Origin of the sequence: Ensifer sp. Root1252, assembly GCF_001425885.1 — a bacterium.
Classification (GTDB): Bacteria; Pseudomonadota; Alphaproteobacteria; order Rhizobiales; family Rhizobiaceae; genus Ensifer; species Ensifer canadensis.
The window spans coordinates 228145-243342 of sequence record NZ_LMDT01000012.1 but is presented as its reverse complement, the minus strand read 5'-3'; the positions used below and the strand labels follow the sequence as shown (position 1 = coordinate 243342).

General features: G+C 62.2%; 14 protein-coding genes and 1 other RNA gene. 6 read left to right on the top strand and 9 right to left on the bottom strand.

The window, feature by feature from the left end:
* The 6 genes from ASD02_RS13650 to ASD02_RS13625 all read right to left on the bottom strand — a co-directional run bounded on the left by ASD02_RS13650 (position 1) and on the right by ASD02_RS13625 (position 4824).
* On the bottom strand, positions 1-924 hold the full coding sequence (locus ASD02_RS13650; protein WP_025427671.1) for a protease modulator HflC: 924 nt from the start codon (positions 922-924) through the stop codon (positions 1-3).
* On the bottom strand, positions 921-2018 hold the full coding sequence (gene hflK / locus ASD02_RS13645) for an FtsH protease activity modulator HflK (RefSeq protein WP_025427672.1): 1098 nt from the start codon (positions 2016-2018) through the stop codon (positions 921-923). The genes ASD02_RS13650 and hflK overlap by 4 nt, the downstream gene beginning before the upstream one ends.
* A 253-nt stretch (positions 2019-2271) precedes the next feature.
* Positions 2272-2808 (bottom strand): dihydrofolate reductase, encoded by a 537-nt coding sequence (locus ASD02_RS13640; RefSeq protein ID WP_025427673.1) that lies wholly within the window; start codon positions 2806-2808, stop codon positions 2272-2274.
* Positions 2801-3406, bottom strand: coding sequence for a glutathione S-transferase (locus ASD02_RS13635; protein ID WP_025427674.1), 606 nt, complete (start codon positions 3404-3406; stop codon positions 2801-2803). Before ASD02_RS13635 ends, ASD02_RS13640 begins: the two co-directional genes overlap by 8 nt.
* 151 nt (positions 3407-3557) lie before the next feature.
* Positions 3558-4352: a thymidylate synthase gene (locus ASD02_RS13630; RefSeq protein WP_025427675.1), complete on the bottom strand. Its 795-nt coding sequence runs from the start codon at positions 4350-4352 to the stop codon at positions 3558-3560.
* A gap of 163 nt (positions 4353-4515) precedes the next feature.
* On the bottom strand, positions 4516-4824 hold the full coding sequence (locus ASD02_RS13625; RefSeq protein WP_025427676.1) for a DUF2853 family protein: 309 nt from the start codon (positions 4822-4824) through the stop codon (positions 4516-4518).
* A gap of 144 nt (positions 4825-4968) precedes the next feature.
* Between ASD02_RS13625 and ssrA the strand changes: the two genes are divergently transcribed.
* The 4 genes from ssrA to ASD02_RS13610 all read left to right on the top strand — a co-directional run bounded on the left by ssrA (position 4969) and on the right by ASD02_RS13610 (position 6638).
* Positions 4969-5332, top strand: a transfer-messenger RNA (tmRNA) gene (gene ssrA / locus ASD02_RS36530).
* Between the two features lie 111 nt (positions 5333-5443).
* Positions 5444-5959 carry an SspB family protein gene (locus ASD02_RS13620; protein ID WP_025427677.1) on the top strand — a complete coding sequence of 172 codons (516 nt, stop codon included), beginning with the start codon at positions 5444-5446 and terminating at the stop codon, positions 5957-5959.
* Positions 5960-5979: 20 nt separating this feature from the next.
* The gene (locus ASD02_RS13615; RefSeq protein ID WP_025427678.1) at positions 5980-6189 is read left to right on the top strand and encodes a DUF4169 family protein; all 210 of its coding nucleotides are present in this window, start codon (positions 5980-5982) and stop codon (positions 6187-6189) included.
* 212 nt (positions 6190-6401) lie between these two features.
* Positions 6402-6638 carry a ribbon-helix-helix domain-containing protein gene (locus ASD02_RS13610; RefSeq protein WP_025427679.1) on the top strand — a complete coding sequence of 79 codons (237 nt, stop codon included), beginning with the start codon at positions 6402-6404 and terminating at the stop codon, positions 6636-6638.
* On the opposite strand, the gene ASD02_RS13605 is transcribed toward ASD02_RS13610, so the two are convergent.
* The gene (locus ASD02_RS13605) at positions 6618-7502 is read right to left on the bottom strand and encodes a GGDEF domain-containing protein (RefSeq protein ID WP_025427680.1); all 885 of its coding nucleotides are present in this window, start codon (positions 7500-7502) and stop codon (positions 6618-6620) included. The two genes, ASD02_RS13610 and ASD02_RS13605, sit on opposite strands and share 21 nt — an antisense overlap.
* A gap of 401 nt (positions 7503-7903) precedes the next feature.
* Between ASD02_RS13605 and ASD02_RS13600 the strand changes: the two genes are divergently transcribed.
* Positions 7904-8695 carry a hypothetical protein gene (locus tag ASD02_RS13600; RefSeq protein ID WP_025427681.1) on the top strand — a complete coding sequence of 264 codons (792 nt, stop codon included), beginning with the start codon at positions 7904-7906 and terminating at the stop codon, positions 8693-8695.
* Between the two features lie 389 nt (positions 8696-9084).
* On the opposite strand, the gene ASD02_RS13595 is transcribed toward ASD02_RS13600, so the two are convergent.
* Both ASD02_RS13595 and ASD02_RS13590 read right to left on the bottom strand, forming a co-directional pair.
* Entirely contained in the window at positions 9085-12822 is a 3738-nt protein-coding gene (locus ASD02_RS13595; protein ID WP_025427682.1) for an AsmA-like C-terminal region-containing protein, read from the bottom strand.
* A 167-nt stretch (positions 12823-12989) separates the two neighbouring features.
* Positions 12990-14396 carry an FAD-linked oxidase C-terminal domain-containing protein gene (locus ASD02_RS13590; RefSeq protein WP_025427683.1) on the bottom strand — a complete coding sequence of 469 codons (1407 nt, stop codon included), beginning with the start codon at positions 14394-14396 and terminating at the stop codon, positions 12990-12992.
* 311 nt (positions 14397-14707) lie between these two features.
* Here ASD02_RS13590 and ASD02_RS13585 point away from each other — a divergent pair, with 311 nt between their 5' ends.
* On the top strand, positions 14708-15148 hold the full coding sequence (locus ASD02_RS13585) for a DUF1772 domain-containing protein (protein WP_057220780.1): 441 nt from the start codon (positions 14708-14710) through the stop codon (positions 15146-15148).
* Positions 15149-15198: the final 50 nt, after the last annotated feature.

The window sequence follows — 15198 nt, the reverse complement described above, 5'->3', positions numbered from 1 at the left end:
TTAGTTCCCGGTCGCCGGTTGCGTCTCTGTCGCAGCCGGTGCTTTGCCTTCCGAGTCATTGAAATAACGGAAGAACTCCGAATGCGGCGACAGCACGAGCGTCGTGTCCGAGCTACCGATGGACTCCGTATAGGCGGTCATCGAACGGTAGAATTCGAAGAACTTCGGATCGCGCGCAAATGCGTCGGCAAAGGTCTTCGTCCGTTCGGCTTCGCCTTCACCGCGCAGGATTTCCGATTCGCGCTGGGCGTCGGCGACGATCTCGACGACCTGACGGTCGGCGATGGCGCGGCGACGCTGGCCGGCTTCGTTACCGCGGGCACGGATCAGTTCGGCTTCCGCCAGACGCTCGGCCTTCATGCGGTCGAAGGTCTGCTGCGAGACTTCCTGCGTAAGGTCTGTGCGACGGATGCGAACGTCCTCGATGTTGAGGCCGAGCGATTCGGCATCGGTTTTGAGGTCGGCGCGAACTTCGCGCATCATCGATGCACGCTCGTCGGACAGCGCTGCCTCGAAGCCACGCAGACCGTAGACGCGACGCAGCGATGCGTCGAGACGGGTGCGCAGACGTGCCTCGGCAGAATCGCGGTCGCCCGAAACGGTTTCGCGGAAGCGACGGGGATCGGCGATCTTGTAGATGACGAAGGCGTCGACTTCATAGAACTTGCCGCCCGAAACCTGGACGCGGATGTTGTCGAGATCGAAGCGCAGGGCCTGGTCTTCGACATACTGCACGCGATCGGCATCCATGAAGGCGAAGGGCAGCTTGAAGTAGAGGCCCGGCTGGGTCTTGACGTCCTGGATCTGACCGAAGCGAACGACGATCGCCTGCTGGCGTTCGTTGACCACGAAGATCGACGAATAGAGACCGACCAGGACGACGGCGAGCAGGATCAGGATGATTGAAGTACGATTGTTGATCACTGTGCGCCTCCCGACTGTGCCGGCCGACCGATTTCATTCAGCGGCAGATAGGGCACGACGCCCTGCCCGTTCTTCTCGTCGATGATGACCTTCTTCGACTTGCCGAGAACGCCTTGCATCGTTTCGAGATAGAGACGCTTGCGGGTTACATCAGGCGCCTTTGAATATTCGTCATAAACAGAGATGAAGCGCTGGGCCTCACCTTGCGCTTCCTTGACGACGCGGCCCTTGTAGGCGGCTGCCTCTTCGCGGATCTGCGCGCCCTGACCGCGGGCCTTGCCGAGGATCTGGTTGGCGTACTGGTTGGCTTCTTCGACGAAGCGGTCTTCGTCCTGCTCGGCACGCTGCACTTCGTCGAACGCATCGGCGACTTCGCGCGGCGGGGCCGCATCCTCGATCGCCACGGTGTTGACGGAAACGCCGGCGCCGTAGCTGTCCATCGTTGCCTGGATCGTGCTCTTCACGTCGGCGGCGATCGCCTGACGGTTATCGCGGAAAATGTCCTGGGCCGGACGACGGCCGACCACTTCGCGCATCGCGCTTTCGGCGACCTGCTGCAGCGTGTCAGCCGGATTTTCGACGTTGAAGAGGTAGGCCTTCGGATCCGTGACCGAGAACAGCACCGAGAACTGAACGTTGACGATGTTCTGGTCGCCGGTGAGCATCAGGCCGGCATTGGACTGACCGCTGTTGCGGCCGCCGATGTTCTGCTGCTGCTCGGTGATCTTGACGAACTCGACGGTTTCGAGCGGCCAGAAGTGATAGTGCAGGCCCGGCATCGAGATCTCGTCCTTCGGCTTGCCGAAGCGCATTTCGACGCCGCGTTCATCCGGCTGGACGGTGTAGATCGAGTTGATCAGGATGAAGCCGACGATCAGCAGGCCGACGATGGCGAAGATGCCGCCGTTGAAACCGCCGGGAACGACGTTCTTCAGCTGATCCTGGCCACGGCGAATGATCTCTTCGAGATCCGGCGGTCCGCCCTTGCCGCCGCCACGCGGCCGGTTCGGCCCCTGGCCCCATGGCCCCTGATTGCCTCCGCCGCCGCCGCCGCCCCAAGGGCCGCCGCCGCCATTCTGATTGCTCCAGGGCATCAAAACCTCTCTTTTGAATACTGCTCACGCTGAACTGCCGCGCGAATGCACGGACGTCCACGATGTGAACCCGTTATAGGTATGACATGCACCGCTTTCAACGCGATACGCCAGAGTTCACCGTAAATGGTTCAAAATAGTTGACGAATGGCCCATTACGCGCGGCGCGCCAAACATGACGCGCCAAGGACAGCGCTTCAAACTCGCTGCATAACTTTCTCCTTAGATCGATGCCGATTTTAGGAGGCATGCATTAGCGCGTGGCCCGGCGCCGCCACGTCACGAAATGCATGGCATGGCTGTCTTTCTCGCCCTGCGGCAGGTCCTCTTCGAACACCTTGTCGAAAACGTCAGGGTCGATATCCGGAAAGCGAGTATCGCCTTCGACTTCCGCCTGAACCTCTGTGATGTGCAGGATATCGGCGACGCCGATCGATTGCCGGTAGATCTCGCCGCCGCCAATAACGCAGATCTCGTCTGCCCCTGATGCCGACGCTTCGCGCCGCGCTGCGCCCAGCGCCTCCTCCAGCGAATGCGCGACGGTCGCGCCCTCAGCAGTAAAATCTGCGCTGCGGCTGATGACGATGTTCGCTCGGCCGGGCAGCGGACGTCCGATCGAGGCCCAGGTCTTGCGCCCCATGATCACGGGCTTGCCGATCGTCAGCGCCTTGAAGCGCTTGAGATCGGTGGAAAGCCGCCACGGCAGATCGCCGTCGCGGCCGATGACGCCGTTGGCGGCAACCGCGACGACGATGGAGATTTTCGGCTCGTTGGTGCTGGTATCAGTCATGGAACCCATTCGGTTTGCTGTCGATTTCACTTGCCCTGACATAGGCTGCCCGGTCCGTGACCACCCGGATATAGCGGTCGACGACTTCACTCTCGGGCAGGATCTTGCGCATCCATTGCAGTGCGCTGGCCAAAAGCAGGTCGGCGGCGCTCATCGTCGCGCCGAGCAGATAGGTCTGTCGGTTGAGCACGTCGATCACATGGGCGCACATTTCGCTGTAGAGCCGCGCCTGCGCCGGATTGTTGATCGTCGCGCCGGTGATGTGGGCCAGCGCCGTCGGCTCGATCACGCCGGCATAATAGGCAAGCCAGGAGAGATAGGCGCCGCGCTCGGGATGGCCGGGCGCCCGGCCGAGACTGCATTCGGGGTGAAGGTCGGTGAGATATTGTACCACGGCCGCCGATTCCCAGATCAGCGCACCCTTGTGCAAGAGCGCCGGCACCTGCTTGTGCGGATGCGGATTGTTGTCGTCGGGTGCGCCGGTGCCATCCCAGCGGCGGATCGAGACATAGCGGATCTCGTATTCCGCGCCGATCTCCTCGAGCAGCCAGACGATACGCGACGAGCGCGACAAGGGTGCGTGGACGAGCGTCAGCATCGAAACCTCCCGACAGCGCCTCGCCGAACATGATGCGCAAAGGCCGCTGTAACATCTGAACTCCGTAAGAAACGGCAAACCCTCCCGGTCTGCCGCCGTTACGCGAATGCCCGTATCGACCGCCTGCCCGCACCCCCGAGGCGACGACGCCTCAGACGGCGATCGGCGCCTTGATGGTTGAATCAGCTTCGTAGCCGACCAGGGTAAAGTCTTCAAAACGGAACGAAAACAGATCCTTGACGTCTGGCTTGATCTGCATGGTCGGCAGCGTCTTCGGCGTGCGGGCAAGCTGCAGCCGTGCCTGGTCGAAATGGTTGTGGTAGATATGCGCGTCGCCGAAGGTATGGACGAAATCGCCCGGCTTCAGCCCGGTCACCTGCGCCACCATCATCGTCAGAAGCGCGTAGGAGGCGATGTTGAACGGCACGCCGAGGAAGATGTCGGCCGAACGCTGATAGAGCTGGCAGGAAAGCTTGCCGTCGGCGACATAGAACTGGAACAGGCAATGGCACGGCGGCAGGGCCATCTCGTCGACCAGCGCCGGGTTCCAGGCGGAAACGATATGACGGCGCGAGTTCGGATTGGTCTTCAGGCTTTCGACAAGACCGGCGATCTGGTCGATATGCCGCCCGTCCGGCGCCGGCCAGGAGCGCCACTGGTAGCCGTAGACGGGCCCGAGATCGCCGTTTTCGTCCGCCCATTCGTCCCAAATGCTGACGCCGTTTTCCTTGAGATAGGCGATATTGGTCTCGCCCTTCAGGAACCACAGCAGTTCGTGGATGATCGAGCGCAGGTGCAGCTTCTTGGTGGTCAGCACCGGGAAGCCTTGCGAAAGATCGAAACGCATCTGGTAGCCGAAGACCGAGCGCGTCCCCGTTCCCGTCCGGTCACCCCGGTCGGTTCCGCTTGTCATCACATGGTCGAGGAAGTCGAGATATTGCTGCATGGTCTGGCGCCGCCGATTCGTGTTGTCCCAAATTTAGGGTGAAGCCGGCGGCAAACCAATGTCCCGGGGGTGTTTATCCCGCATATTCAGCCGCGCTCAAAGCGGGATCAAGGAAAGTGCGCGCGGTTTTCCGCCTGCATCCCGCCTTCACAATGAACGTGATCTACAGCGTTTGCAGCTTACCGAGGTTCTTGGCCACCAGATAATAGAAGGTCACGCGTGACTTGGATCGATCTGCCGACATCGCCTTCGTCGTCGCCGAAATGGCCGCATCCGCTTCCGCACCCACGACGCCGAGCTTCTTCTCGCACCATTTTTCCCTAACGCGATCGAGTTCCTTGGGGTCCGTGGCCGACACGAGCGAGGAATCCTTGTTGCGCAGTGCAATGCCGAGATGGCGCACGATCTTGTTCACAACAGCTTCGTCGGCGCCGCTGTCATACTTCTGCACATCTGCGAGATAGTCAGTCATGATGCCTCCAGATTGATCTTGCTCGATAAACCGCAGCGCCCTTGCAGGCCGCGTGCAGCAGCCGGAGTTTTTCACGGCTGCCATTCATGTCAAGGCGTTTGGCATGTCAGGGGTTTTGGAAAAGCTGCGATATATCCGTGCTTTCCCCTTTTCTTCAGCGCCGGAAAGACCTATATGACAGATGCCGTCTTCGGGCGGCTATGGCAATAAACGGGCGGTGAAATAAACCCATTGGACCCGGGGGCGGTACCCGGCGCCTCCACCAAAAACCGGTCGAGATTTCGATGACCGGCTTTTGATGGGGGCGAAATAGGATCGACAAGGGCGTAAAGATCGACTTTTTGCTCGGCATTGTACCACCGTTATCGGGCTAAACTTATAGTTGCAAACGACAACTATGCTGAAGCACGTCTCGCTGCCTAACGGCGGTGCGACACTTCAAATCAAGTCCTTCCGGGTAGCACCGTAAGGCGGGGTCCGAAGGCACCTGGCAACAGAAGCCTTCACCTTCTCCCCCGCTTCGAAATGGTCTATAGATGCTTGAATAATTGACTCGTCATATCGAGACGGGCAATGGAAAGCCGACAGTAGAATTGAGTTCGAGAAAGACGGGAATCTCATGGGCCAGGACCACATTCGCTACGACATTCTGGCGCAGGACGCGCTTCGCGGCGTCATCCGCAAGGTGCTGACCGAGGTTGCGGCCACCGGCCACCTGCCCGGCGAGCACCATTTCTTCATCACCTTCCTGACCGGCGCGCCGGGTGTTCGCATCTCGCAGCACCTGAAATCCAAGTATCCCGAGCAGATGACCATCGTCGTGCAGCACCAGTTCTGGGAACTCAAGGTTTCCGAGGCCGGCTTCGAAATCGGCCTGTCCTTCTCCGATACGCCGGAGCGGCTGGTCATTCCGTTCAATGCCATTCGCGGCTTCTACGACCCCTCGGTCAATTTCGAACTCGAATTCGACGTGGCGACGGCCGAAGAGGAAGAGGCCGAATCGGCGGAGATCACCGCCTATCCCGTTCCTGAAACCGATGGCGAAGTGCCGCCCAAGGACCCGGAAAAATCGGGCGACGCCAAGAACGGCGGCGGCTCGGTGGTTTCGCTCGACTCCTTCCGCAAGAAGAACTGAGGCAAGCGAAAGGACGCGGCATGAGTGGTGACGTCGTCAATCTACGCCAGTTCCGCAAGCGCAATGCCCGCGCCGAAAAAGAAAAGCAGGCCGAACAGAACCGCATCTCGTTCGGCCGCACCAAGGCCGAGAAATCGCTGACCGACGCCTTGAATGCGAAGGCGGCAAAGGCCCTCGACCAGGGGCGCCGCGAACCTTCCGGCGATCGACCTGACGAGGCCGAGGACTGAAGCGCCGCGCGCACGAACGGCTGCGGAACGTTTAAAGCGTTACAGCGACCTTTGCGCGTCTAATAAGACGCGCGGCGCTGTAGAGATCGCGACGCGCTTTAGAACGTCGAACCCGGCGCACGACCTGCAAAAAAGCGATTCCGCTTCAATGACTTGCAGCAACGTCCCGAATCAAACCGCCAACGACTTGAATCAATTTGCGAGCTCCGGCGATGATCCGAAAACACTCCGCCACCTTGCACGGCCACCGCACCAGCTTCTCGCTGGAAGATCCGTTCTGGTTGGAGCTGAAGACGATCGCGGCCGCCCGCGCCATGCCGATCGCCCAACTGATCGTCGAGATCGACGATGCGCGTGGCGCCGACAGCAACCTGTCTTCGGCGCTCCGCGTCTACGTTCTCGACTGGATCAAGGCGAATATAGAGCTGTCAGCGGCCAGCGACACTTGACGGCTCTTCGCCTGGCTCATCGCGGCCGCTTCCGAATGTCTCGGTGAAGACGCCTGCTAGCCCCTCGCGCAGCTGGTTTGCCATCGCCCTGATGCCGCCCGGCCGACGCAAATACTCGACCAGGCAAACCCGGTTGCGCCCGGTATTCTTGGCGAGATAGAGCTGGTCGTCGGCGATCTTGAAGACATCCTCATAGTGGGCGGGATAGCTGAACAGCGCCACACCGACGCTGACAGTGACTGGCTCTGCGCCCGGCGCGATCGCCTGCCCGCGCTCGGCCACCGCCAACCGAATTCGCTCCGCCATCGCCCCTATCGTTTCGGGACGGGCATAGGGAACGAAAACGCCGAATTCCTCTCCGCCGAGGCGCCCCGTCAGGCCGCTACCGTCCACTGCCTGGCGCATCTCGGTTGCTATCGCCACCAATGCCTGATCGCCGGCCAGATGGCCGTGGCAATCGTTGATGCGTTTGAAGTGGTCGGCGTCCAGCACCATCAGCGCCGACGTCGGCGGAAACGGCTCGAGGTCCTGATCGGCAAAGAATGCGGTGACATCCGATGTGAAGGCGGCACGGTTGAGACAGCCCGTCAGGCCGTCATAGCGACTGGCCAGCGTCAGAAGATCGTTGGCAAGTGCCAACTGTTGGAGCTTGATGCCGATGAAGGCGAAAAGCGGGATGGCCAGCAGCAGCGGAATGAACAGCGCAAGGCGCATTGAGGTCGCCATCAGCTCGCCGCCGAACGGGACGATGTAGTAATAAGTGATGAGAAGGGCAACGGCCGTGCAGCCGGCAGTGCCTGAAAACGTCCAGTTCATGATCCAGATGATCGCGCGGCGATCAAGGCCCTGCTCCAGCGACTTCATGCCACCCCCCGTTGCAGGCCTCACTGTGAAGGCAGGATGCTAACTCCTGCTCAATCAATCCATTAGGATTTTAGGGGTCTCCCCATTTCAGCGCGCAAAAGCAGGCATTCGGCGCAGGAGCGGGATTGCCTTCACAAACCAGATGCATGCCTCAGCACCCGTCCCTGAACACACCAATCCGGGAAAATTTGAAGCACACGCCGACAGAAACATAGACTTGAGATTGCAACTGTGGCCCATCCCACCGGTTTCTGTGTGCTTGGCGCCACAGCTCGGGCATTTCGGTAACGCTTGATCCGGCAATAAACGCGAATGGGCTTGTTTAGACTGCACTAATTTCAAACAATCATACAGTTGCCAGCGCACGAGAGTCGCTGGCTGGACAGGAGAGGGAGGAACCCATGAAGCTCTATGCTCGTATCGGTCTGGCCACGTGTTTGACTTTGTCATCGGCCGCCATCGCCAGCGCCGCCGATATCGCACCCCTTCTTGCACCCACAGCCCAACAGCAGGAGACGGAGAGCGGCTGGAAGTTCACCGTTGCACCCTACTTCTGGATGGCGGGCCTGACGGGCGACACCGCCCAGTTCGGTCTCCCTGAGGTGCACATCGATTCAAGCTTCGGAGATATCTGGGACCATCTCGATTTCGCTTTCATGGCGACGGGCGAAGCCCGCAACGGGCCCTACAGCATCTTCGGCGACGTGATCTATACCGACCTTTCCGCCGACGGCCACACGCCGAACGGCATTCTTGCCAATAGCGTCGATGTGAAATCGAAGACCTTTGCCGGATTGCTTGGCGTCGGTTATGCGATCTACGAAGATCAATCGTCCAACCTGGATTTCGTCGGCGGCCTGAAAGTCTGGTCGGTTGATTCGACGCTTTCGTTCTCAGGCGGCCTGCTCAACGGTAGGAAACGCGAAGACAGTGCGACATGGGTCGATGCGGTCGCGGGCTTGCGCGGCGCCTATTACTTCACGCCCGAGTTCTATATGACCGGCTGGGGGCTGGTCGGTGCGGGCGGCGCGGATCTCGACTGGGATGCAGCGCTCGGTCTCGGCTACAAGTTCACGGATACGATCTCAGTCGTCGCCGGCTACCGCGCACTCGGCGTCGACTACAGCGACGACGGCTTCAAGTTCGACGCCGTGCAACACGGACCGATCCTCGGCGTTGCCATCCACTTCTGAACCGGGACGCGGCGACGCTTCGCAATCCTGGCCGAAAGATTCTATGCTCCAATGCGAGCTGGAGACCCAAGCATTTCCAGGAAAAGTGCGAGGCGGTTTTCCGTCAGGAAATGCGTAAGAACAAAGAGACAGAGCATTTTTGCGACTCCGCTTAAACTGGAAACGATCCAAGCGTGATCGTCCGGTGTGAGCACGCGGGCGACAAACCGCACAGCTGCACGCCCGACGGCACGCACAGCTACAGCGACCTTTGCGCGTCTTATTAGACGGGCAAAGGTCGCTGTAGCACTTTGAATTGCTGCCTGTTGTTATCCTTAAATCGAATAGGATTTAAGGAACCATGCAGTAGGCCAACGCCTATGCGGCGCGCAACCGCGATGCCGGCAAGACTATTGCACGGTAATGTCGGGCAAGACGTCGAAATTCAGCCCCTGGCCGCCCGGTTTCTGCGGGCCTTCGACGGTACCTGTATTCGGCTGCGCCTGCGCTGGCGCGCCCAGCTGCTGTTGCTGCTGGCGTTCGCGTTCGGCCTGAGCAGCCTCTTCCGCCGCCTTGCGGGCCGCCTCGGCGCGGGCGGCGAGATCCGCCTTCACCCGCTCCGCCTCGACTGCCGCAGCGGCGCGGCGCCGTTCTTCGGCGATCGCCCGCAGGCGCTCGACTTCACGCTGCTGCGCCTTTGCCTTGTAGAGCTGCACCTCGCGGCGCAGCCGCTGCTTCTCAAGCACGTTGGCCTGCAGCGTCTCGACGCGCCGGCGCTCGCGCTCGAAGGCCCGAAGCGAGAGGAAATTCGAGAGATCGGCAACATCGAGGCTGACGCCTGGCGATGCCAGCAGTCCCGCGAAGCCGAGCCGCACGCGCGGCTCAGCGCCAGCAAGCGCCTCGTCACCCGGACGGAAAGTCATGTCGATGCCGGCATCGATGCGTTCTGCCGCAAGGTCGAGCGACGCCTCGCCGGCAAAAGCTGCGTTGCCGTCGGCGGCCGTCACGTTCTGTGCCCGCAGCACGCCGCCGGCGATGCTGAAGGGCACCTTGACCACACCGACGACCGACTGGCCCGAAAACACCGTCGCCTCCGCCGCCTGGCGGATCGCGTCAGCTGAAATCTCCATCTTCAGCGCATCGGCAGTCGCCATCAACTGCGGCAGGGCGGCGCTGTTGATGCCGTTGAGTGTCACGCCGTTGAAGGTCGCAGTGCCCGAGCCGCTTGCCGAATGCGCCATGGCTTGCGCGTTCGCGCCCGATGCCTCCAGCGCCACGGACAGGTCGAAGGTGCCGGTGGCAACCGGCGCGCCTGCCCGCATCCAGCCCGCCTGCGCCAGATCGCCGCCCTTGACGTCGAGACGCGAGCGCAGGAAGCCGGAACCGTTGGCATTGCCGATCTGCACCCGGCCCTCAAGTTTGCCGCCGAGCCAGTCGCCGGTCGCGTCGGTGAAGGCGATCTCGTCGCCCTTCCATTCCATCTTGCCGACAAAATTTCCAACGGCGCCGTAGAAGCCCGGCCAGAAATTGGCCGCCTGCACATCCAGGGCCACGTTGAGGCCGGTCCAGGCCGCCTGGGCGACCGGCGTTTTCGACAGCGCGCCGGTCGACATGTCCTGAACCTGGCCGAGGATGCCCTCGGCGAGCCAGGCGAGATCGAGCGTTGCAAGGTTGATCTGGCCCTCCGCCTTGCCCGGCACCTTGCGGTCGATCGTCAGCGCGCCTGCAAAGCCGTTGTTATCCGCCTTGCCTTCGACCGTTGTAAGGGCGATCGCCTCCGGTGTCGTCGCCACGTCGGCCGAAACAGAGATCGGCAGGCCACTGCCCGTCTGTGGCAGGGCGATGCCCTGCTGCAGCAGATAAGGTTCGAGGTCTTCCGTCTGCAGCGTCAGCTTGGCCTGGCCCTCGAGGAAATGGTCGCGCGAAAGATCGAAGCTGCCCTTGGCGGCAAGCGCCGTCTTCTCAGTGGTAAAGGTCACCGTGCCATTGGCGTTGGAGCCATCGGTGCTCTGCAGCTTGACCGAGAGGATGCCGTTGGCGTCCGCATCGAATGGCAGCGGATCGAACCCGGCCTGGCCGAGCAGCAACAGCGTCTGCGGGTTTTCGAGCGTCGCTTCGAGCAGCATGCCCTTGCCGGCAAGCGCCTGGGCCATGTCGGGCGCCTGATAGCTGGCGGCGATCTTGGTGCCGTTGGCCGTGCCGAAGATGCCGAAGGTCGCGGGCGCGTTGCCTTCCTTGTTGCCGGCGGTCAGCGTCACGTCGAAGGCGGCGTCCGTGTAGTACGGGCCAGCCTTGGTCAGCCGACGAAGGGCCGGATGATCGACGGCGTGCCGGCCGATCATTTCCAGGAACGGCGTCAGATCGTTGGCCGCGAGCTTCATCTTGGCCGAAATGACGGGCTTTGCGAGATCGCCGCTGGCGCGGCCGGAAAAGGCAAGCTGCGCGCCGGCAAGCGAGCCGATCGCCACGCGCTCGGCCTGTAGCTGGCCGTTCTTGAGCGTCACCACCGCCTGAACGTCGCGGGCATCTTCGCCGAAGGCGGAGAACTCGTCGGCCGAAAGGTCGGCAGCGATCGCGTGCTGCATCAATGTCGAGGTCGAGGCATCGCCGGCGACGAGGCCAGCCAGCGCCTGCAAGGCTTCGAGATCGATGCGGTTGCCGTTCAGCTGCAGCGAAAGGTTCGGCTGCTGCTCGGCGAAGGACTGGCGCTCGAGCCGCCCCTTGAGGCTGGCATCGCCGGCCGCGACTTCAAGGTTTTCGAACTGCTGCAGCGTGTCGGTCAGGTTGACGGTTGCCGAAAAACCCGCGGTCTTCAGCTTGCGGATGGCCGGGTCGACAGAGCCGGCCAGCCAGCTCGCCAGCCCCGACGGCTGGTTGGACGCGAGCAGCAGGTCGCCGCGGAAGGAGCGCTGACCCTTGAGGTTGAGCCGTCCCTTGGCCTCGAGCTGGGTGCGACCGGGCAGAAGCGCCACGACATTGTCGATTACCCATCCGGCGCCATCAGGCTGTACGTCGATGCGCACGTCGCGCACCGTCGTATCGCCGATGACGATCGCCGGCAGCTTCAAACTGGCCCTGCCCGGCACCTGCGGAATGGGAATGTCGGCAGCGATCGCCAGCATCGCTTCCAGCCGCTGGCGCATGGAGATCGCCGGGTCGCGCCCGGTCTTGCCGTTGCTGCCGGAATTGCCGATGCGGCTGACGTCGATCTGCTGGCCGTCGGCAATTAGCAGGAACTTCTGCTCCTTGCCGGTGTCGAGCGTCGCCTCGCCGGTCACCACGTAAGGATCATCCGAAGGACCGACCTCGAAGCGATACTCCGGCACACGGATGCTCTCATTGGTCAGCTGGAAATCGCCGTTGATGCGCAGCGGCGCATGGTCGTCGACTTCTTTGGCCTCGCCCTGCGGGCGGTTTTCGGTCAGCGTGAAGCGGCCGCCGTAAAGCGGCTTGAAGTCGACGATCTTCAGCGCGCCATCGAGCTCGACGCCGAATGGACGCTTGTCCGGCGTCACCCGCGCCTTGAGGCTGAGCGCGCCCGCCTCGTCCACCTTGTTACTGGCAAAGGCAAAACTGCCGGCCTCGCCGTCCAATGCCGCACGACCTTCGACCTTCCAGGGGCCGGCCAGCGACCGGGCCGAAAGATCGGCGGCAAGGTCGGTCACGCGCCGGGTGCGGCCGGTCTGCTCGTCGATGAATTCGATCTCGCCCTGGGTGATCTCTACGTTTTCAAGCACCACCGTCTTGGCGGGGATCGCCGTGCGCGTACCACGCGCCCAGTCGAGCGTACCGTCGGAAAGCAGCCGGACCTTGGCCTTGGGCCGGTCGAGGCGCATGTCGAAGATTAGCGCTTCGCCACTCAGGAACGGCGCAAGCTCCGCGCTCATCGAGAATTGTTCGACCTGGATCAGCGGTTCGCGCGCATCGCTGCCGCCGACACGCACGTCGTTGAGCGTCACGGTCGGGAACGGGATCAGGCGTGCGTCGACGCGGCCGTGCACGACGACGGGTTTGCCCATGATGCGGCTAGCCTCGCGCTCGAATTCCTTGCGGAAACCCGTCCAGTCGATGAACCACGGGGCGATCAGCGCCGCAAAGAGCGCAACAACCACAAGACCGCCGATGGCAACCAGAATTCGCGAAAGCACCGTGCCTACATTCCCATCAAGTTCTCGGGGCGCCTGTCGACGCCGTCTGCGTCCATATGAACGCCAAAGGGACGTTTCCGTCCATTACAATTGCGCGGGCGCGCCCGCCTTTGCCCCAAAGGGGTAGTGGCCGCGCGGCCGCGTGTCCCCTCGCCCGTCGTCTCGCGTCAGGCGAAGATCTTGCCGGGGTTGAAGATATTCTGCGGGTCGAGAGAACGCTTGACCTGCCGCATCAGATCCAGCGCGTCGCCGAGTTCGGCTTCGAGGAACGGCATCTTGCCCTGACCGATGCCGTGTTCGCCGGTGCAGGTCCCGTCCATCGACAGCGCCCGCGCATTCAGCCGCTCGACGAAGGCCTCGGCCCGCGCCACGTCGGCGGCGTCCTTGTCGTCAAACAGCAGGCCGACGTGGAAGTTGCCGTCGCCCGCGTGGCCGACGATCGGTGCCGTCAGACCGTGCTGGGCGATGTCGTCATGGGTCGCCGCAACGCAATCGGCCAGCCGCGAGATCGGCACACAGACATCGGTGGAGAGAATTGCAGCCCCGGGGATCAGGCTCTTCTGGGCCCAGTAGGCGTTGTGCCGCGCCTTCCACAGCCGCGCCCGCTCTTCCGGGTTGGTCGTCCAGATGAAGCCGCTAGAGCCGAATTCCGACGCAATTTCGGCAAAGTGCCGCGATTGCATCTCGACGCTCTCGCTGTTCCCATGGAATTCGACAAAAAGCGTCGGCGTTTCCTCATAGGAAAGGCCGGAGTAGCCGTTGCACGCCTTCATCTGCAAAGCGTCCAACAGCTCGATGCGGGCGACCGGGATGCCGGACTGGATCGTCAGGATCACCGCGTTGCAGGCATCGGCAATCGTCGGGAACGGGCAGACGCCGCCGGAGATGACCTCGGGAATGCCCTGCAGCCGGAGCGTGATCGAGGTGATGATGCCGAGCGTGCCCTCGGCCCCGACGAAGAGCCGGGTCAGGTCATAGCCGGCAGACGACTTGCGTGCCCGATGCGCGGTGCGCACCTCGCGCCCGTCTGATGTCACCACCGTCAGCGCCAGCACATTGTCCTTCATCGTGCCGTAGCGCACCGCGTTGGTGCCGGACGCCCGCGTCGAGGCCATGCCGCCGATCGAGGCGTTGGCGCCGGGATCGATCGGGAAGAACAGGCCGGTGTCGCGCAGATAGGTGTTCAGCTCCTCGCGGGTGATGCCGGGCTCGACCCGGCAATCCAAGTCTTCCGCGTTGACCTCGAGCACCCGGTTCATCCGCATCATGTCGACGGAAATGCCACCGTTCGGCGCGTTGACGTGGCCCTCGAGCGAGGATCCGGTGCCAAAGGGAATGAGCGGCACGGCATTTGCGGCGGCGATCGCAACGATCTCGCGCACCTCGTCGGCACTCTCGGGGAAGACGACGCCATCGGGAAGCTGCGCCGGGATGTAGGTGGTGGTGTGGGCATGCTGGGCACGGATCGCTTCGCCCGTCTGGAACCGATCGCCGAATCGGGCAGCAAGCTGCCCCTTTGCGGTTTCGATCCCGGTTTCGTTTCTCGAGCCAGCTCTGATCGCCTTCAATGCCACGGAAAACGTCCCTTCTTCATGCCATTCGCGCTGCCCCATTCCGACATAGGGGAAGCGCTTTCATTTCAAGGCGCTACTGTGCAAATCGGAATCACTTTGTCCAGACGTTCACGCAGTCTCCGGCAGACTATCGCGTGAAAACGCCGCTGGTGAGACCTGAGTGTCACAAAGCTTTCGCATTGCGACGGATAACGTCGATCAGAATTCCCTCCCGGATCTGCCCTTGAGCCGGCAGCTCTGCGCCCAACGACGACACCTATCGTTGTGCAGCCCCTGACGGTATATACTGAAGGGAGAGAGGAGAAGGTCAAATGCTCGGTCTGCTCGCTTTGTTTACCGCAGCGGTATTCTTCGGCGCCGCCGTCTACATCAACGTCGCCGAACACCCGGCAAGGCTTCACCTCGATGATCGCGCGGCCCTCGCCCAATGGGTGCCGGCCTACCGGCGAGGTTTCGAGATGCAAGCCTCGCTCGCAATCATCTCGGGCCTGCTCGGCGCTGCCGCATGGTGGCAGAGTGACAATGCACTTTGGGGCCTAGGGGCAGCAATCATCATTCTGAACTGGCCCTACACGATCCTCGTCATCATGCCGATCAACCGACGCCTCGAGGCAACGCGGCCGGATGAGGCGAGCGAGGAAACCCGCGCGCTTCTCCGCCGCTGGGCGAGGCTCCACGCCGGCAGGAGTGCGCTGGGCGCGATCGCAGCGGTGGTCTTTCTGATCGCCGCCTGGCTTGAACTTCAGGGTTAGCGCTTTTTAGAGCCAGGGAGCAGCGCGACAGGCGGTCAGCGTTGACATCT

What these genes read in the sequence shown, in the direction of transcription:
- hflK (WP_025427672.1), bottom strand. Translation starts at nt 2,018, where the DNA reads ATGCCCTGGAGCAATCAGAATGGCGGCGGCGGCCCTTGGGGCGGCGGC.
- ASD02_RS13640 (WP_025427673.1), bottom strand. Translation starts at nt 2,808, where the DNA reads ATGACTGATACCAGCACCAACGAGCCGAAAATCTCCATCGTCGTCGCG.
- ASD02_RS13635 (WP_025427674.1), bottom strand. Translation starts at nt 3,406, where the DNA reads ATGCTGACGCTCGTCCACGCACCCTTGTCGCGCTCGTCGCGTATCGTC.
- ASD02_RS13630 (WP_025427675.1), bottom strand. Translation starts at nt 4,352, where the DNA reads ATGCAGCAATATCTCGACTTCCTCGACCATGTGATGACAAGCGGAACC.
- ASD02_RS13625 (WP_025427676.1), bottom strand. Translation starts at nt 4,824, where the DNA reads ATGACTGACTATCTCGCAGATGTGCAGAAGTATGACAGCGGCGCCGAC.
- ASD02_RS13620 (WP_025427677.1), top strand. Translation starts at nt 5,444, where the DNA reads ATGGGCCAGGACCACATTCGCTACGACATTCTGGCGCAGGACGCGCTT.
- ASD02_RS13615 (WP_025427678.1), top strand. Translation starts at nt 5,980, where the DNA reads ATGAGTGGTGACGTCGTCAATCTACGCCAGTTCCGCAAGCGCAATGCC.
- ASD02_RS13610 (WP_025427679.1), top strand. Translation starts at nt 6,402, where the DNA reads ATGATCCGAAAACACTCCGCCACCTTGCACGGCCACCGCACCAGCTTC.
- ASD02_RS13605 (WP_025427680.1), bottom strand. Translation starts at nt 7,502, where the DNA reads ATGAAGTCGCTGGAGCAGGGCCTTGATCGCCGCGCGATCATCTGGATC.
- ASD02_RS13600 (WP_025427681.1), top strand. Translation starts at nt 7,904, where the DNA reads ATGAAGCTCTATGCTCGTATCGGTCTGGCCACGTGTTTGACTTTGTCA.
- ASD02_RS13585 (WP_057220780.1), top strand. Translation starts at nt 14,708, where the DNA reads ATGCTCGGTCTGCTCGCTTTGTTTACCGCAGCGGTATTCTTCGGCGCC.